Raw genomic sequence first — 15,873 nt, 5'->3', positions numbered from 1 at the left:
GCCTGGGGCCTGGGGCCGCCGGTCGTACGCCGGCCGCCGCCGGGCCCCGCAGTCACGCGGCCCGGCGGTGCCGGCGGCCGGGCCCCAGGGGGCCGTACGGCGCTACCTCTTGAGTCGCGAGGAGGCGACGATCGAGACGATGTGCGCCGGGACGAGCACCCACACGACGGCGGTGACGGCGGCGACCGCGACCCGGGTGGCCGTCAGGCCGCCGAGCGCGAGGTCGGCCAGCGCCGCGACGAGCAGCAGTAGGGTGCACTCGATCCCGTTGCAGAGGCGGTGGACGCCGACGGCCGAGGCGAGCCGGCGGACCCGGGCGAGACCGGAGGAGCGCGGCACGACCGAGGCGTCGGTGGCCTTCGCCAGGCCGCTGTCGGCCCGGGCCACGTGGACCAGGTCGGAGGAGGCCTTGAGGATCAGCACGCCGATCGCCGCGGCCAGGCCGGCCACCAGGTAGGGGCCGATGTGCAGCGAGGAGGCCCGGAAGCCCATGCCGATCATCACGGCGGCGTCCGCGAGGTAGGCGCCGAGGCGGTCCAGGTAGACGCCGAGCGGGCTGTACTGCTTGCGCCACCTGGCGACCTCGCCGTCCACGCAGTCCAGCAGCAGGTAGAGCTGCATGAACAGCACGGACAGCACCGCTCCGCCGATTCCGGGCACCAGCAGGGCGGCCCCGGAGAGCACGCCCGCCACCACCATCACGCCGGTGATCTGGTTCGGCGACCAACGGGTGTCGAGCAGGAGGCGGGTGATCCGCAGTGAGACGGAGCGCATGTAGAGGCGGCCGGCCCAGTGCTCCGCCCGGCTGTCGAGCTTGCCGGGCGGGTGGACGACACCGCGCAGTTCTTCGAGTTGGACCCTGGTCATGCTGTCTCCGTGGCTGGCTCGGGCGCACCCGTGCGGCTGATTCGGCCGGGTGTGCGATCACACGCAAGCGCACGGTACGGCGTGAGCGCAAACGGGCCGGCGGGCGGGTCCGCGGCCGGGCCGGCCGCCGCCGGGGCGGCCCGGCCGTGCGGGGCCGCCCGCCCGCTGCCGCGGGGATCGCGCCGCCGATCTCCAACCAAGGTTCTGTGTAGCCCAGTTGGTGGTGGGCATACTGCCTGGACGGGAGACGGGGAGGGGCTTTCGCGATGGTCCAAGAGGATCCACCGGGAACGGAAGAGGCACGGCTGCTGCCGGAGCCGTTCTGGACGGCGGACAAGGCGTCGCTGCAGGGGCAGCGGCAGACACTGCGCTGGTACCGGGGGCAGATCGTGATGCTGGTGGTCGCGGCGGTGGTGAGCACCGTGCCGGGGCCCAGCCACCGGGGGGACGCGGACGTCACGCCGCTGTTCTCGGTCGCGGCGTTCCTGGCGGCCGGCTACTTCTGGTTCCGGCTGCGCCAGAGCAACCCGCAGGGGCGCTGGTACGAGGCGCGGGCGGCGGCGGAGTCGGTGAAGACACTGGCCTGGAAGTACACCGTGCGGGCCCGGCCGTTCGACGGCCCGGCGGACTCCGCCGAGGTGGAGCGGGGCTACCTGCTGCAGGTCGCCGACGTGCTGAAGGCCTTCGAGGACCCGTCCGTGGTCCCGCCGGGGACGCTGCCCGAGATCACGCCGGAGATGCGCCGGGTGCGGGCGGCCGGGCTGACCGAGCGCCGCACCCTGTACCTGCGGGCCCGGGTGGAGGGGCAGCGGACCTGGTACCGGGCGCGGGCGGACGCCTGCGAGTCGCAGTCGGTCTCCTGGGGGCTGGCCACGGCCGCGCTGATCATCGTGGGCGGGGCCGCGGCGGTGGCGCAGGCGATGGGCGCGCTGCCGGTGCACATCTTCGGGGCCTGCTCGGCGGCGGCCGCGTCGGTGATCGCCTGGACCCAGCTGAAGCAGCTCCGGCCGCTGGCCTCCGCGTACCAGCTGGCCGCCCGTGAGCTGGAGAACGTCGGGAACCAGCTCTCCGACCTGGACCTGAAGCGCCCGGACGCCGAGACCCACTGGGCCTCGCTGGCGGCCGAGGCCGAGGACGCGGTCTCCCGCGAGCACACCACCTGGCGGGCCCGGCGGGCCTTCCCGCGCTGAGCCGCGTCGCCCCCGCGTCGCCTCCGGGTCCGGCCCGGGCCCGCCCTCCGGTGGCGGTACCGGGGAGATTCGGCAGGCGGCGCGGGTGTTTGGTCGTGCCGGTGTGCAGGGTGCGTGAGAGTCGGGCGAGGGTGTACTTCCGGCCACCCTTGCGTGTGCATGCCCATGGTTGGATCGGGGCGGTCGGGCCCGGAACCACCGGGGTGCCCCGACCCGTGCCGGGGGGCATGGCCGTTCACGGGCCCAAGCCACCGGCTCCGCCGTGGCGGGCACCGTGCGCACCCACCGGCCGGCCCCTCACGCGACCGCGACAGCATCTCAGGTACCTGGCCGGAGGGCACCTTGCGCATTCTTCTGATCGCCAGCGCGTTCAACAGCCTGACCCAGCGCGTCCACACCGAACTACGCGAGCGCGGCCACACCGTGGCCGTCGAGCTGGCCCTGGGCGACGACGCGGTCCGCGCGGCCGTCGCCCGGACCGACCCCGACCTGATCGTCTGCCCGATGCTCACCAGGGCCGTCCCGCAGGACGTCTGGTCGACCCGGACGGTCCTGATCGTGCACCCCGGGCCCAAGGGCGACCGGGGCCCGTCCTCGCTGGACTGGGCGATCCACGAGGACGCCGAGGAGTGGGGCGTCACCGTCCTCCAGGCCGTCGAGGAGATGGACGCCGGCGACATCTGGGCCTCCGTCGACCTCGCCGTCGAGCGCTGCGGCAAGAGCGAGCTGTACCGCGGCGAGGTCGCCGACGCGGCCGTCGACGCCGTCCTGCTGGCGGTGCAGCGGCACGCGGGCGGGCTGTTCACCCCCGACCCGCTGGACTACGACCGCCCGGACGTCCGGGGCCGCCTGCGGCCCTACCACGCCCAGGAGTTCCGCCGGATCGACTGGGCCGCCGACGACACCGCCACCGTGCTGCGCAAGCTGCGGTCCGCCGACTCGCAGCCCGGCGTCCTGGACGAGATGTTCGGCCGGGAGTACTTCCTGCACGGCGGCCACCCCGAGGACCGGCTGCGCGGCTCCAGGCCCGGCGCCGTGATCGCCACCCGGGACGGCGCGATCTGCCGGGCCACCACCGACGGCGCGGTCTGGATCCCGCAGCTGCGCCCGCGCCGGACCCCGGGCGGCCCGGCCACCTACAAGCTGCCGGCCACGACGGTGCTGCGGGGGCTGCTGACTGCCGTCCGCGAGGTGCCGGTGAGCCCGGCCGACGCGGCCGGCCGGGAGACCTGGTCGGAGATCCGCTACCGGGAGCAGGGCGACGCGGGGTTCCTCGAATTCTCCTTCGCGGGCGGCGCGATGAGCACGGACCAGTGCCGCCGGCTGCTGGCGGCCTACCAGGAGGCGGCCGAGCGGCCGACCTCGGTGCTGGTCCTCGGCGCCGCCCGGGACTTCTTCTCCAACGGCATCCACCTCAACGTGATCGAGGCCGCGCCGTTCCCGGCGCTGGAGTCCTGGGACAACATCAACGCGATGGACGACCTGGTCGAGGCGGTGCTCACCACCACCGACAAGATCACCGTCTCGGCGCTGGCCGGCAACGCGGCGGCGGGCGGGCTGATGCTGGCCGTCGCCGCCGACGAGGTCTGGTGCCGCGACTCGGCCGTGCTCAACCCGCACTACCGCCTGATGGGCCTGCACGGCTCCGAGTACTGGACGTACACCCTGCCCCGCCGGGTCGGCGCCGAGCAGGCCGGGCGGCTCACCGGCGCGGCGCTGCCGGTCGGCGCCGCCGAGGCCGCCCGGCTGGGCCTGGTCGACCGGACGGCCGGCGGCGACGCGGCCGGGTTCCGCCGCTGGGTGCTCAGGGAGGCCACGGCGCTGGCCGGTTCGGCCGAACTGACCGGCCGGCTGGTGGAGAAGAAGCGCCGGCGGGCCGAGGACGAGGAGACCAAGCCGCTCGCGGCGTACCGGGCCGAGGAACTGCGGGAGATGCACCGCAACTTCTACGGCCGCGGCGAGGCGTACCACGAGCTGCGGCGGGCCTTCGTGCACAAGGCCTGCCCGGTGCGCACCCCGGAGCACCTGACGGAACTCGTCGGCCGGGAGTCCTGACCGGGCCGCACCTCCCCGGCCGGTCACCGCGTCCGACGGAGGCCGGGCAGGGTTCGCACCTGGACGGCGCGAACCCTGCCCGGCCTCCGCCGACGACAGCCACTGCCCCCGAAGGGACCTGACATCCCGTCGGGGGCAGCGGCCTGCCCGCTCAGCGGCCGGCGGCCGCCCGCTGCCTCGGCACCAGGCGCGGGGCCGGCCCGGCGATCACGGGCTGGGCCGGGCGCCACCGGCCCGGCGCGCCGGGCTTGCTCGGCGCCGCCGCGAAGGCCAGTGCGCTGAAGAACACGTAGCAGCCCAGGCCGACGGCCAGCGGGAAGACGAACTGCAGTGCCAGCACGCCGCCGTGGGACTCCTGGGCGCCGGTGAGGTGCACCGAGACCGCCGCCATGCCGGTGTAGTGCATCGCGCAGACCGCGACGCCCATCACGGGGGCCGCCGCCAGCACCGCGAGGGTGCCCTTGATGTTCAGCGCGGCCCAGAGCGCCGCCGTCGCGGCCAGCACCGCGATCACCACGGAGGCGCCCACGGTGGCCCGGTGGTAGGCGATGTGGCCGGGCACCTCGACCGCGGCCATGCCCATGTAGTGCATCGCCGCCACCCCCAGGCCGGTCGCCGCGCCGCCGGCCAGCAGCGACCCGGTCCGGTTCCGGCTGTAGCCGACGACGAAGATGCCGAGCCCCACCACCACGATCGCGACGACCAGGCTGAGCACGGTGAGCAGCACGTCGTAGCGGATCCGGACCCCGGAGACGGAGAAGCCCAGCATCGCGATGAAGTGCATGGACCAGATTCCGGCGCCCAGCGACATCGACGCGAACAGCAGCCAGTTGGCCTTGGTGCGCCCCTCGGAGAGCAGCGCCCAGCGGGTGCCGCGCAGCGCGACGAAGGCTCCCAGGCAGGCGGTGAAGTACGAGAGGGCCGGTGTCACCCAGCCGTAGACGGCATGGTGGATCTCACCCAAGAGGATCTCCCTGGACGGAATGGGGAGCAGCGTGGTGCCAGGTCTCGGGCGGCCGGGCCGGCGGGTGAGGGGACGCTCGGCAGGTGCGTCAAGCGTGGAGGGGGCGCGGGGTTCGCGCGAATGGGCCGGGCCCGTGCGGGGAGCCTGGCTGCGGTGCCCCTGACAAGAGGGACAGTAGCCACTGTCCAGGGGGCGCACAACGACCCTGTTCGGGGAGAAATGCCTGGTCAGAGAGTTCCTTCACCGGAGGATCAAGATGTCGGCACCAAGCTCTGACGCCGCCTCCCCAGGGCCCCCGCCCGGTCCGGACGGGGGCCGGTGGTCGCGCGGAGGCCTTGCGGAGGCCTCGCGGAGGACCGGCGGAGGCTTCACGCGGGCCCGCCGCCGGCCGGGCCCGCGGGTGTGGTCAACGGTCCAGCGGCGCGAGCCCGAAGGGGTGGCCGGCCGGGTCGATCAGCACCTTGAGCTGCCGGCCGTGCTGGTACGCGGGTTCGGTGGCGCCGAGGGCGATCGCCCGGTCGGTGGCGTCGGTGAGGTCGTCGACGTAGAAGTCGAGGTGGAAGTGCTTGCTGCCGTCCGGGTTGCCGGGCGGCGGCGGTTCGTACCCCTCGACCCGGCCGAAGGCCAGCGGGGTGCCGCCCTCGGGGTTGTCCAGGATCGCGAAGCGGTCGTCGACGTGCCGGGGCTCCCAGCCGAGCAGCCCGCCGTAGAAGGCGGCCAGCGCGGCCGGGTCGGCGCAGTCGATGGTGACCATGGCGAGGCGGGCGAAGCCGTCGGCGTTCTGCTCGGACGGGAGGTCGGACATGCGATCGGCCCTTCTCTGCTGGCTCGGGTCTCTGCCGGCCCGGTGGTGCTGACGGGAGTGCTGGTGCCGGTGGTGCCCTGTGCTGCGGTCGTCGAGTACCTCTGGTCTTCTTCCAGCATCTCGTGCGGCGTCCCGTTCGGCGCCGCCAAGCTGCTCGTTCCGGCCCGGCGTGTCTCCTCGGGCCCTCGTCGGCGGCCCGGACTGCCCCCGGCGCCGGGCCGGCCCGGGGCCCAGGCCGACTGGGCGCGGGCCGGTGGGAGGCGGGCCGGCCCGGCGGGGGAGGATCGCCCGATGAACCCCACTTCCCGGGCGCACGGCCCCGAGGCGCACCGGATCAGGCTCGACGAGGTCGCCCTGCTCTGGGCCGCGCACCGCCCGGGGCCGTTCCCCGAGGTGCCCTGGGACGAGAAGCTCGGTCTGGCCCACCTGGACCTCAACGTGGCCGGCTGCGTCTCGACCTACCTCGGCCGCGGCGGTGTGCCCGGCCCCGGCCACCTCGGGATCCTCCGGGAGTGCCTGCCGGAGCTGCGCGCGGCGGTCACCCTGCTGGGGCGCTCCGCGGAGTACCGGGAGGGCCTGGTGGCCTTCCGCCGGCTGCTCGCGATGGCCGAGCTGATCATCGCCGACGCGGCCTGAGCCGGGCCCGTGGCCGGGGCGGGAGCCGGGGCCGGGCCGCGCGGCCCGGCCGGCCGTGACCCTGGTGGCGGAGGGGGCGCGTGGGACGTGCGGTAACCAATTTTCCTTAGCGAGAGTAATGACATAGTCTAAGGACATGCCCGAAACCTCCGAGCAGGACCTCGCGGCGATCAGCCAGCTGCGGTCGTCCACCATGCGCCTGGCCCGCCGACTGCGACACCAGAGGGTCGAGGAGTCGCTGAGCCCCACCGAGATGGGGGTGCTCGGCACCCTCGCCCGCTGCGGACAGGCCACACCCGGCGAGCTGGCCCGGCGCGAGCACGTCCAGCCGCCGTCCATGACCAGGATCGTGGCGATGCTGGAGGAGAAGGGCCTGGTACGGCGGGAGCCGCACCCCGAGGACCGCCGCCAGGTGGTCGTCAGCAGCACCGAGCAGGCCGAGACGATCCTGGCCGAGAGCCGGCGCCGCCGGAACGCCTGGCTCGCCGAGCTGGCCGAGGGGCTGAGCGAGGAGGAGTGGGCCGTCCTGCGGGAGGCCGCACCCGTGCTCTACAAGCTCGCGCACCTCTGACCACGGCGGAGCGCGACGGGCAGCACGCCCGCGGCACCGTACGACCCGCACCACCGCACCACCGCACCACCGCACGATTCGCCACAGCACCACAGCACCATGCCCCGGTCGCACCGGGGCAGACCTGCCCGCACCGCAGAAGGAGCACCGCATCACCGCAGCACCGACCACGCACACCAGTAGCGCGACGCCGGCCCGGCCGTCCGTCGCGCGCCGAGGGGAGACCACAGTGACACCGCCGGCCGCAGCCGCCGCCGCCATCCGTACCGACGACCCGAGCACCGACCCGGTGGCATCCGCCGCCGCCACCGCCGAGAGCCAGGCGCCCAGCCCCACGGGCCTGCCGGGCACCGGCGACGACGACCCCGAGGAACGCACCGCGGCGGCTCCCCCCGCCGCGTCGGACCCGGGCCGTGCCGGCCCGGCCGCCGGCCCCACGGGTGCGCAGTTCACCCGGCCCGGCGGGATGTTCTCCTCGCTCCGGATCCGCAACTACCGCTACTTCTTCCTGGGACAGGTCGTCTCCAACACGGGGACGTGGATGCAGCGGATCGCCCAGGACTGGCTGGTCCTCAGCCTCACCGGCAGCCCGCTGGCCGTCGGGATCACCACCGCCATGCAGTTCCTGCCGATGCTCCTGCTGGGCCTGTTCGGCGGCGTCCTCGCCGACCGGATGCCCAAGCGCCGGCTGCTGATCGCCACCCAGGGCGCGATGGGCCTGCTCGCCGCCGGCCTCGCCGCGATGACCGTCGGCGGCGTCGTGACGCCGTACTACGTCTACGCCTTCGCCCTGCTGCTCGGCCTGGTGACCGTCGTCGACAACCCGACCCGGCAGGCCTTCGTCTCCGAGATGGTCGGCCCGAAGGACCTCGCCAACGCGGTCAGCCTGAACGCCGCCAACTTCCAGACCGCCCGGCTGGTCGGCCCCGCCGTGGCCGGCCTGCTGATCGCGGCCGTCGGCAGCGGCTGGGCCTTCGCCGTCAACGCGCTGTCCTTCGCCGCCGTGATCGGCGGACTGCTGGCGATGCGGACCTCCGAGCTGCGCCCCACCGCGCCGATCGCCCGGGAGAAGGGCCAGCTCCGCGAGGGGCTGCGGTACGTCAAGGAGCGCCCGGAGCTGCTCTGGCCGATGGTGCTGGCCGGCTTCATCGGCACCTTCGGGTTCAACTTCCCGACGCTGCTGTCCGGCTTCGCGTACGACACCTTCAAGGTCGGTGCCGGGCAGTACGGCCTGCTGAACACCGCGATGGCGGTCGGTTCGCTGGCCGGCGCGCTGCTCGCGGCCCGGCGCGGCGCGCCCCGGCTGCGCCGGCTGGTCGCGGCGGCGCTCGGCTTCGGCGTGCTGGAGCTGCTGGCCGCGTTCGCCCCCGGCTACTGGTCCTTCGCGCTGCTGCTGACCCTGATCGGGATCTTCGGGCTGTCCTTCAACACCTCGGTCAACTCGATGCTGCAGCTCGCCACCGACCCCGCCATGCGGGGCCGGGTGATGGGCCTGCTGGTGCTGGTCTTCACCGGAGGCACCCCGATCGGCGCCCCGGTGGTCGGCTGGGTCACCGACGTGTACGGACCCCGGCTGGGCCTGCTCGCCTGTGGCGCGGTGTCCGCGCTGGCGGCCCTGGTGGTCGGACTGGTGCTGGCCCGCAGCGCCGACCTGCGGGTGCGGGTCGACCTGCACCCCGGGCGTGGCGGCCGGGTGGTGGCCTTCGTGCCGCGTGCCGCCGCCCCGGCGAAGTCGGAGCTGGCCGCGGCCTGCTGACGGCCCGCCGCTCCGCCCGCCCGTTCGCCCGTTCGCCCGTCCGTCCGGCCCGGCTCCTGAGCCGGGCCGGACGGCACCGGCCCCGACGCCGTCCGGCCCTCCGGCCCTCCGGCCCTCGGGCCCTCCGGCCTCCGGCCCTGCGGACACGGGCCGGTCAGAGCCGGATCTCCAGGATCTGGCCCGGCCACGGCCCGGCCGGCTGCTCGACCTCGAAGGCCTCCGTCTCGGTGAAGCCCAGGGCGCGGTACTGGCCGACCAGCCGCCGGTCGTCGCCCGCGTAGCAGTCCACCCGGAGCAGGCCGATGCCCCGCCGACGGGCCTCCTCCAGCGCGTCCGCGATCAGCGCGGCGCCGATGCCGGAGCCCGAGCGGGCCCGGTCGGTCACCAGGTTGCGGACGTACAGCTCGGGTTCGGTGACCGGCGTGGCGTACCCGGGCGGGACGTCGGCCAGCACGCAGGCGCCCACCGTCCTGCCCTCGGCGTCCTCGGCGATCCGGACCAGGTGGTCGCGGGTGTACTCGTGGATCCGCTGCACGGCGGCCGGCCGGGCGGACCACGGCCGGTCGCCCCACTGGCCGGTGCGGCCCAGGGCGGTCAGCCAGGCGATGGCGGAGTCGAGCAGGTCGATGATGGCGGCCGCGTCCTCGGGCCCACCGGTGCGGATCTTCATAAAACCCTTCTAGCCCGGCGCGGCTCCCGGGGGAAGATGGCCTCATGAGGCTCTTCGTGGCGGTGCAGCCGCCGGTGGAAGCGGTGCAGGAGCTGGCCGACGCGGTCGCGCCGGTCCGGGAGCTGCCGGGCGCGGAGCGGCTGCGCTGGACGGGCGTCGAGAGCTGGCACATCACGCTGGCCTTCCTGGGCGAGGTGCCGGCCGAGCGGCTCCCCGAGCTGGAGGGCGTGCTCACCGAGGCCGTCGAGGGGCACGGCGCGCACCGGCTGCGGCTGTCCGGCGCCGGCCGGTTCGGCGACAAGGTGTTCTGGGCCGGCGTGGAGGGCGAGACCTGGGCGCTGCGGCGGCTCGCCGAGGCGGTCGCGGGGGCGGCGGCCGGGCTGCTCGGCGAGGGCGACGCGTTCCGCTTCCACCCGCATCTGACGCTGGCCCGGGCCGGTTCCGCGCACGGGCAGCGCCGGGCGGTGCGGCGGCACGCGGTGGGGGAGCTGGAGGGGCTCGAAGCGGCGTTGGCGGAGTTCCGCGGCGTCGAGTGGGAGGCCGCCGAGGTGCACCTGATGAAGAGCGAGCTGGACGGCGGGTTCGCGCACTACGAGAGCGTGCGCAGCTGGCCGTTGGCCCGGTGGACGCGGGGCGCCGGCGGGGCCTCCGGGCGCGCTGCCGGCCCGGACCGGCGCTAGCCTGTTCCGGCCTGTTCCGGCCTGGACCCGGGCCGCCGCCGGTCACGGCTGTCCGGGCACCGGCGGGGCCGCCCCGGCCGGCGCGGCGGCTGCTCCCGGCTTCTCCGGCGCGGGCCAGGCGAGCATGGCGGTGGCCGCCACCTGCTCCAGCTCGGCCCGCCCGGCGCCGTCCCTGGCGCGCTGAGACATCCCCTGCAGGACGGTCGCGGTGAACATGGCCAGCGCCGCCGCGTCGCTCTCCGGCCGTTCGTGACCTGCGGCGATGTCGGCCCGGATGCGGGACTCCAGGGTGCGGACGTTGGCGTTGCGGATCTCCCGCAGGTCCTGCTCGACCTCGGGCGAGGTGCAGTTGACCGTCGCGCTGATAAGCAGGCAGCCCCAGGGGTGGGCGGCGTCGGTGTACTCGGCGGCGGCGGTCCGCAGCATCCGGGCGACGCCGGCCCGGACGGTCGGGCCCTCGTCGAGGGCGCGGGGGAGCAGTGAGCCGTAGGTCTGCCGGTAGGAGGCGACGGCCTCCCGGAAGAGCGTCCGCTTGTCACCGAAGGCCGCGTACAGGCTGGGCGGCCTGATGCCCATGGCGGCGGTGAGGTCGGCCACGGAGGTGGCCTCGTAGCCGTGCTCCCAGAACAGGTCGACGGCCTTGGCCAGGGCGGCGTCGCGGTCGAAGGAGCGGGGGCGTCCGCGCTGGGTGGTGGCCATGGCGAGATTCTATATCGGACGCTACAGAAGCGTGCTACGGTCGCTTTCATTAGCGACCACTACAGAAATGGGGGGCGTGGCCATGGGCACGCTTTCGGGCAGGACGGCACTGGTCACCGGCGGCAGCCGCGGCATCGGGCGGGGCATCGCCGAACGGCTGGCCCGCCAGGGCGCCCTGGTCGCCGTGCACTACGGCACCAACCGGGAGGCCGCCGAGCAGACCGTCAAGGGGATCGCGGCCGAGGGCGGCCGGGCCTTCGCCGTCGGCGCCGAACTGGGGCTGCCCGGCGACGCGGACGCGCTCTGGACGGCCTTCGACGCCGCCCTGGCCCGGCACGGCGGCGGCAGCGGCCTGGACGTCCTGGTCAACAACGCCGGGATCAACGCCCACGGGCGGATCCACGAGGTCACCGAGGCCGACTACGACCGGGTGTTCGCGGTCAACGTCAAAGCGCCGTTCTTCCTGATCCGGCAAGGCCTGGACCGGCTGCGCGACGGTGGCCGCATCATCAACATCTCCTCCGGCGCCACCCGGATCGCCTTCCCGTCCATCACCGCCTACGCGATGACCAAGGGCGCGCTCGACACCCTGACCCGGACCCTGGCCCAGGACCTCGGACCGCGCGGGATCACCGTCAACTCGGTATCGCCGGGCATCGTCGCCACCGACATCAACCCCTGGCTGGCCGACCCGGCCGAGCACGCCCGGGCCGCCGGCTACGCCGCGCTGGGGCGGGTCGGCGAGGCCGCCGACATCGCCGACGTGGTGGGCTTCCTGGCGTCCGACGACGCCCGCTGGGTCACCGGGCAGGACCTGGAGGCGTCCGGCGGCTCGGCGCTCGGCGTCTGAGCGCCGGCCGGACGGCCCGCACGCCGGGCCGCGCCGGGCCGGGGGTACGCTCGTTGACCGTGGACCCCAAGACTCGCATGCGTATCGTGACCGGCGCCCTGGTGCTGCTGCTGGCAGTCGTGGTGATCAGCTCCCTGGTCACCAGGTAACGGCGGCCGGGCCGGGAGCCCGTGCGGCCGGCACCGGCGGAACTGCGACCGGCGGAACAGCGACCGGCGGAACACTGACAAGTCGGAGCAGCGACAACGAGGAAGGGCCACCGCCCGCAGGCGGTGGCCCTTCCGTCAGCTTGCGACCGTGGTCAGAGCTGCCCGACCACGTGGTCGATGCAGGCGGTGAGCGCCTCGACGTCCGCCGGGTCGATCGCCGGGAACATCGCGACGCGCAGCTGGTTGCGGCCCAGCTTGCGGTACGGCTCGGTGTCGACGATGCCGTTGGCACGCAGTGCCTTGGCGATCGCGGCGGCGTCGATCGACTCGTCGAAGTCGATCGTGCCGACCACCTGCGAGCGCTCGGCCGGGTTCCCGACGAACGGCTGCGCGAAGGAGGACTTCTCGGCCCACGTGTACAGGCGGGACGAGGAATCAGCCGTACGGGCGACGGCCCAGTCGAGCCCGCCGTTGCCGTTCAGCCACTCCAGCTGGTCGGCCAGCAGGAACAGCGTCGAGATCGACGGGGTGTTGTACGTCTGGTCCTTCGACGAGTTGTCGATGGCCGTCGGCAGGTCGAAGAACGGCGGGATGTAGCGGCCGGAGGCGGCGATCTCGGCGGCGCGCTCCAGGGCGGCCGGGGAGAAGGACGCCAGCCAGAGGCCGCCCTCGGAGGCGAAGGACTTCTGCGGCGCGAAGTAGTAGACGTCCGTCTCGGTGATGTCCACCGGCAGGCCGCCGGCGCCCGAGGTCGCGTCGACCAGCACCAGCGAGCCCTCGTCGCCGCCCACCGGGCGGTTGATCGGCATCGCGACGCCGGTCGAGGTCTCGTTGTGGGTGAGCGCGTAGACGTCCACGCCCGCCTCGGCGACCGGCAGCGGGTGGGTGCCCGGCTCGGTCTTGATCACCGACGGGTCGGCCAGCCACGGGGCGGCCTTCACCGAGGAGGCGAACTTGGAGGAGAACTCGCCGAAGTTCAGGTGCTGCGACTTCTCGCGCACCAGGCCGAATGCCGCGATGTCCCAGAAGGCGGTGGAGCCGCCGTTGCCGAGCACCACCTCGTACCCCTCGGGGAGGGAGAAGAGGCTGCTCACGCCCTCGCGCACACGCTTCACCAGGTCCTTGACGGGAGCCTGGCGGTGCGAGGTGCCGAGCAGGGCGGAGCCGGTCGCGGCGAGGGCACTGAGGGCCTCGGGGCGCACCTTGGACGGGCCGCAGCCGAAACGGCCGTCTGCGGGCTTGATGTCAGCGGGGATCTGGATCTGAGCCACAGGCGCAGCCTACTGGCTCGGATTGCGGAGTTGTTACGGTCGTCCGCCCGCTGAGATGTGATCTTTGCGGCGAAGGGCCTCCGCGGCAGTGCGGGCGGGCCCGGGGAGCGGCGCTCCCCGGGCCCGCCCGGCGTGTCGGCGGGGCCGCGGCCGGCCGGGCCCGGAGGCACCGGTCGCGGCCGCGGCCCCGCCGGGTGCGTCAGTGTGCGATCGAGCCGTAGCCCTCGACCTCGCGCGGGCTGCGCGGGCCGGGGCCGATGTAGCGGGCGGCCGGGCGGACCAGGCGGCCGGTGCGCTTCTGCTCCAGGATGTGCGCCGACCAGCCGGCCGTGCGGGCACAGGTGAACATCGAGGTGAACATGTGCGCGGGGACCTCGGCGAAGTCCAGCATGATCGCGGCCCAGAACTCCACGTTGGTGGCCAGCACGCGGTCGGGGCGGCGGTTGTGCAGCTCCTCCAGCGCGGCCTTCTCCAGCGCCTCGGCGATCTCGAAGCGCGGCGCGCCGAGCTCCTTGGCGGTGCGGCGCAGCACGCGGGCGCGCGGGTCCTCGGCGCGGTAGACGCGGTGGCCGAAGCCCATCAGGCGCTCGCCCTTGTCGAGGGCCTGCTTGACCCAGGCGGTGGCGTCGCCGGTGCGCTCGATCTCCTCGATCATGCCCAGCACGCGGGACGGCGCGCCGCCGTGCAGCGGGCCGGACATCGCGCCGACGGCGCCCGACAGGGCGGCCGCGACGTCGGCGCCGGTGGAGGCGATGACCCGGGCGGTGAAGGTGGAGGCGTTCATGCCGTGCTCGGCGGCGGACGTCCAGTAGGCGTCGATGGCCTTGACGTGCTTCGGGTCGGGCTCGCCGCGCCAGCGGATCATGAAGCGCTCGACGACCGTCTCGGCCTTGTCGATCTCGCTCTGCGGCACCATCGGCAGACCCTGGCCGCGGGCCGACTGCGCCACGTACGACAGGGCCATCACGGCGGCGCGGGCGAGGTCGTCACGGGCCTGCTCGGCGGAGATGTCCAGCAGCGGCTTGAGGCCCCAGACCGGCGCCAGCATGGCCAGCGCGGACTGCACGTCGACCCGGATGTCGCCGGAGTGGACCGGGATCGGGAAGGGCTCGGCGGCGGGCAGGCCGGGGTTGAACTTGCCGTCCACGAGCAGGCCCCACACGTGGCCGAAGGAGACGTGGCCGACCAGCTCGTCGATGTCGACGCCGCGGTACCGCAGGGCGCCGCCTTCCCGGTCGGGCTCGGCGATCTCGCTCTCGAAAGCGACGACTCCCTCAAGCCCGGGTACGAAGTCGGACATGCGACGGCTCCTTCAGTTCTGCGATCGGCGGGCGGCCGTGGTGGGGCAGCACGCCAGTGACCGATGGTGGTTGGCACTCGGTGCCAGCGTCTCAGGCACCGGGTGCATTGCGCCATACACCACCGAGGTGATGTTTCCCGAAGGCCGCCCCACCTGGCGCGCGTTCTTCGTCCGGTTGACCGGTGCGGCCGTGATTCCTGCGGAACCAACCGGTCCGATCCGGACATTCCCCCGGAGGACGGGCGGTGAAGCGGTGGCGAGACACCTTATCTCCCACCGGGGTTTGTCCGGACGTAGCAGTGCCCGTTGCTTGTCGTACGGGATGATGTTGCCGTGCAGACCCCGGAAAGCGACCACCCCACGCCCCCGAGCCCGGATCTCGCCGCGATGCGCGAGCACTACGCCCACGAGGGCCTGGCCGAGGCGGACCTCGCCGACGACCCGGTGACCCAGTTCACCCGCTGGTTCCACGAGGCGGGCGGGGCCGGGGCGGCCGAGCCCAACGCGATGGTGCTCTCCACGGCGGACGCCGAGGGCCGGCCCAGCTCGCGGACCGTCCTGCTGAAGGGCTACGACCGGCGCGGATTCGTCTTCTACACGAACTACGGATCCCGCAAGGGTGCGGAGCTCGCCGCCAACCCGTACGCCGCGCTGCTCTTCCCGTGGATCACGCTGGCCCGCCAGGTGATCGTCCAGGGCCGGGTGGAGAAGGTCGGCCGGGACGAGACCGCCGCGTACTTCCGCACCCGCCCGCACGGCTCCCAGCTGGGCGCCTGGGCCAGCGAGCAGTCCAGCCCGGTCGACGGCCGCGAGGTGCTGGAGCAGCGCTACGCCGAACTGGAACGCCGCTACCCCGAGGGCGAGGGCGTCCCGGTGCCACCCTTCTGGGGCGGCTACCGGGTCGTCCCCGAGGTCGTCGAGTTCTGGCAGGGCCGCGCGAACCGGCTGCACGACCGGCTCCGCTACGTCGCCGAGGGCACGGGCTGGCGGGTGGAGCGGCTCTGCCCGTGAGGCGGCGGACGTGACCGCCGCCCGAAAGCTGACGTGCCGTCATGGGCGGTTGTAGGGTTGACCGAGGCCCGGGCGGACAGGCCCGGGCGGCACCTCTCCGAGGGTGAGGCACTGATGGGCCGGGCCACCGAGCACGCCGCTGACGACGCGATCCGCACACCGGACGGCCCGGACGGCGTCCGGGCCCGCCTCCCGGCGCTCGGCCGGCTCGCCGCGCTGCCGTCCGCCGACCTGCACGAGCTGGTGCGGCGCGCGCTGGGAGCCCCCGCGACCGGCGCCGTGACGGCCGGCCTCTTCCAGTCCTCGATCTGACCGTTCCGGCTCGACGGCTGTCCTCCTTTCGCCGCACCGCTCGTCAACCGGCCGCTACATTTGGACGAGTTGTGAGAATCCGGGGTG

16 protein-coding genes are annotated in these 15,873 nt (G+C 74.2%); 9 read left to right on the top strand and 7 right to left on the bottom strand.

The features are described from left to right. Positions 1–102: 102 nt before the first annotated feature. Entirely contained in the window at positions 103–867 is a 765-nt protein-coding gene (locus IE329_RS22495) for a CDP-alcohol phosphatidyltransferase family protein (RefSeq protein WP_190212758.1), read from the bottom strand. Between the two features lie 266 nt (positions 868–1,133). On the opposite strand from IE329_RS22495, the gene IE329_RS22490 reads away from it, so the two are divergent. Together IE329_RS22490 and IE329_RS22485 are read left to right on the top strand one after the other, a co-directional pair. Then, on the top strand, positions 1,134–2,057 hold the full coding sequence (locus IE329_RS22490; protein WP_190212757.1) for a DUF4231 domain-containing protein: 924 nt from the start codon (positions 1,134–1,136) through the stop codon (positions 2,055–2,057). A 342-nt stretch (positions 2,058–2,399) separates the two neighbouring features. Further along, the gene (locus tag IE329_RS22485; protein ID WP_190212756.1) at positions 2,400–4,112 is read left to right on the top strand and encodes an enoyl-CoA hydratase-related protein; all 1,713 of its coding nucleotides are present in this window, start codon (positions 2,400–2,402) and stop codon (positions 4,110–4,112) included. A 151-nt stretch (positions 4,113–4,263) separates the two neighbouring features. On the opposite strand, the gene IE329_RS22480 is transcribed toward IE329_RS22485, so the two are convergent. Together IE329_RS22480 and IE329_RS22475 are read right to left on the bottom strand one after the other, a co-directional pair. Further along, on the bottom strand, positions 4,264–5,076 hold the full coding sequence (locus IE329_RS22480; RefSeq protein WP_190212755.1) for an MHYT domain-containing protein: 813 nt from the start codon (positions 5,074–5,076) through the stop codon (positions 4,264–4,266). Positions 5,077–5,482: 406 nt separating this feature from the next. Continuing rightward, on the bottom strand, positions 5,483–5,881 hold the full coding sequence (locus IE329_RS22475) for a VOC family protein (RefSeq protein WP_229912815.1): 399 nt from the start codon (positions 5,879–5,881) through the stop codon (positions 5,483–5,485). 291 nt (positions 5,882–6,172) lie between these two features. Here IE329_RS22475 and IE329_RS22470 point away from each other — a divergent pair, with 291 nt between their 5' ends. From IE329_RS22470 to IE329_RS22460, 3 genes are all read left to right on the top strand, one after another. Beyond that, a complete protein-coding gene (locus tag IE329_RS22470; protein WP_190212754.1) occupies positions 6,173–6,517 on the top strand; it encodes a hypothetical protein in 345 nt (114 codons plus the stop codon). A 136-nt stretch (positions 6,518–6,653) separates the two neighbouring features. Next, positions 6,654–7,088: a MarR family winged helix-turn-helix transcriptional regulator gene (locus IE329_RS22465; RefSeq protein ID WP_073924059.1), complete on the top strand. Its 435-nt coding sequence runs from the start codon at positions 6,654–6,656 to the stop codon at positions 7,086–7,088. Positions 7,089–7,317: 229 nt separating this feature from the next. Beyond that, positions 7,318–8,844 carry an MFS transporter gene (locus tag IE329_RS22460; protein ID WP_229927667.1) on the top strand — a complete coding sequence of 509 codons (1,527 nt, stop codon included), beginning with the start codon at positions 7,318–7,320 and terminating at the stop codon, positions 8,842–8,844. A 154-nt stretch (positions 8,845–8,998) separates the two neighbouring features. Here IE329_RS22460 and IE329_RS22455 read toward each other — a convergent pair whose 3' ends face one another. Next, positions 8,999–9,514, bottom strand: coding sequence for a GNAT family N-acetyltransferase (locus tag IE329_RS22455; protein ID WP_190212753.1), 516 nt, complete (start codon positions 9,512–9,514; stop codon positions 8,999–9,001). A 44-nt stretch (positions 9,515–9,558) separates the two neighbouring features. Here IE329_RS22455 and thpR point away from each other — a divergent pair, with 44 nt between their 5' ends. After that, on the top strand, positions 9,559–10,194 hold the full coding sequence (gene thpR, locus IE329_RS22450; protein WP_190212752.1) for an RNA 2',3'-cyclic phosphodiesterase: 636 nt from the start codon (positions 9,559–9,561) through the stop codon (positions 10,192–10,194). A gap of 42 nt (positions 10,195–10,236) precedes the next feature. Here thpR and IE329_RS22445 read toward each other — a convergent pair whose 3' ends face one another. Further along, positions 10,237–10,893 (bottom strand): TetR/AcrR family transcriptional regulator, encoded by a 657-nt coding sequence (locus IE329_RS22445; protein ID WP_190212751.1) that lies wholly within the window; start codon positions 10,891–10,893, stop codon positions 10,237–10,239. Between the two features lie 82 nt (positions 10,894–10,975). Between IE329_RS22445 and IE329_RS22440 the strand changes: the two genes are divergently transcribed. Further along, on the top strand, positions 10,976–11,743 hold the full coding sequence (locus IE329_RS22440; protein ID WP_190212750.1) for a glucose 1-dehydrogenase: 768 nt from the start codon (positions 10,976–10,978) through the stop codon (positions 11,741–11,743). A gap of 301 nt (positions 11,744–12,044) precedes the next feature. Here the strand turns inward: IE329_RS22440 and serC are convergent, their stop codons facing one another. Both serC and IE329_RS22430 read right to left on the bottom strand, forming a co-directional pair. After that, entirely contained in the window at positions 12,045–13,163 is a 1,119-nt protein-coding gene (gene serC, locus IE329_RS22435) for a phosphoserine transaminase (RefSeq protein WP_190212749.1), read from the bottom strand. Positions 13,164–13,362: 199 nt separating this feature from the next. Continuing rightward, on the bottom strand, positions 13,363–14,463 hold the full coding sequence (locus IE329_RS22430; protein ID WP_073924063.1) for a citrate synthase 2: 1,101 nt from the start codon (positions 14,461–14,463) through the stop codon (positions 13,363–13,365). Positions 14,464–14,850: 387 nt separating this feature from the next. Here IE329_RS22430 and pdxH point away from each other — a divergent pair, with 387 nt between their 5' ends. Continuing rightward, positions 14,851–15,474, top strand: a complete 624-nt coding sequence (pdxH, locus tag IE329_RS22425) for a pyridoxamine 5'-phosphate oxidase (protein WP_190212812.1) — start codon at positions 14,851–14,853, stop codon at positions 15,472–15,474. A gap of 57 nt (positions 15,475–15,531) precedes the next feature. After that, positions 15,532–15,786, top strand: coding sequence for a hypothetical protein (locus IE329_RS22420; protein WP_190212748.1), 255 nt, complete (start codon positions 15,532–15,534; stop codon positions 15,784–15,786). Positions 15,787–15,873: the final 87 nt, after the last annotated feature.

The organism is Kitasatospora indigofera, assembly GCF_014655955.1.
In the GTDB taxonomy this organism is placed as follows: domain Bacteria; phylum Actinomycetota; class Actinomycetes; order Streptomycetales; family Streptomycetaceae; genus Kitasatospora; species Kitasatospora indigofera.
Note: the sequence above shows the minus strand (reverse complement) of the source record. Positions and strands in the feature narration are given on the sequence as shown.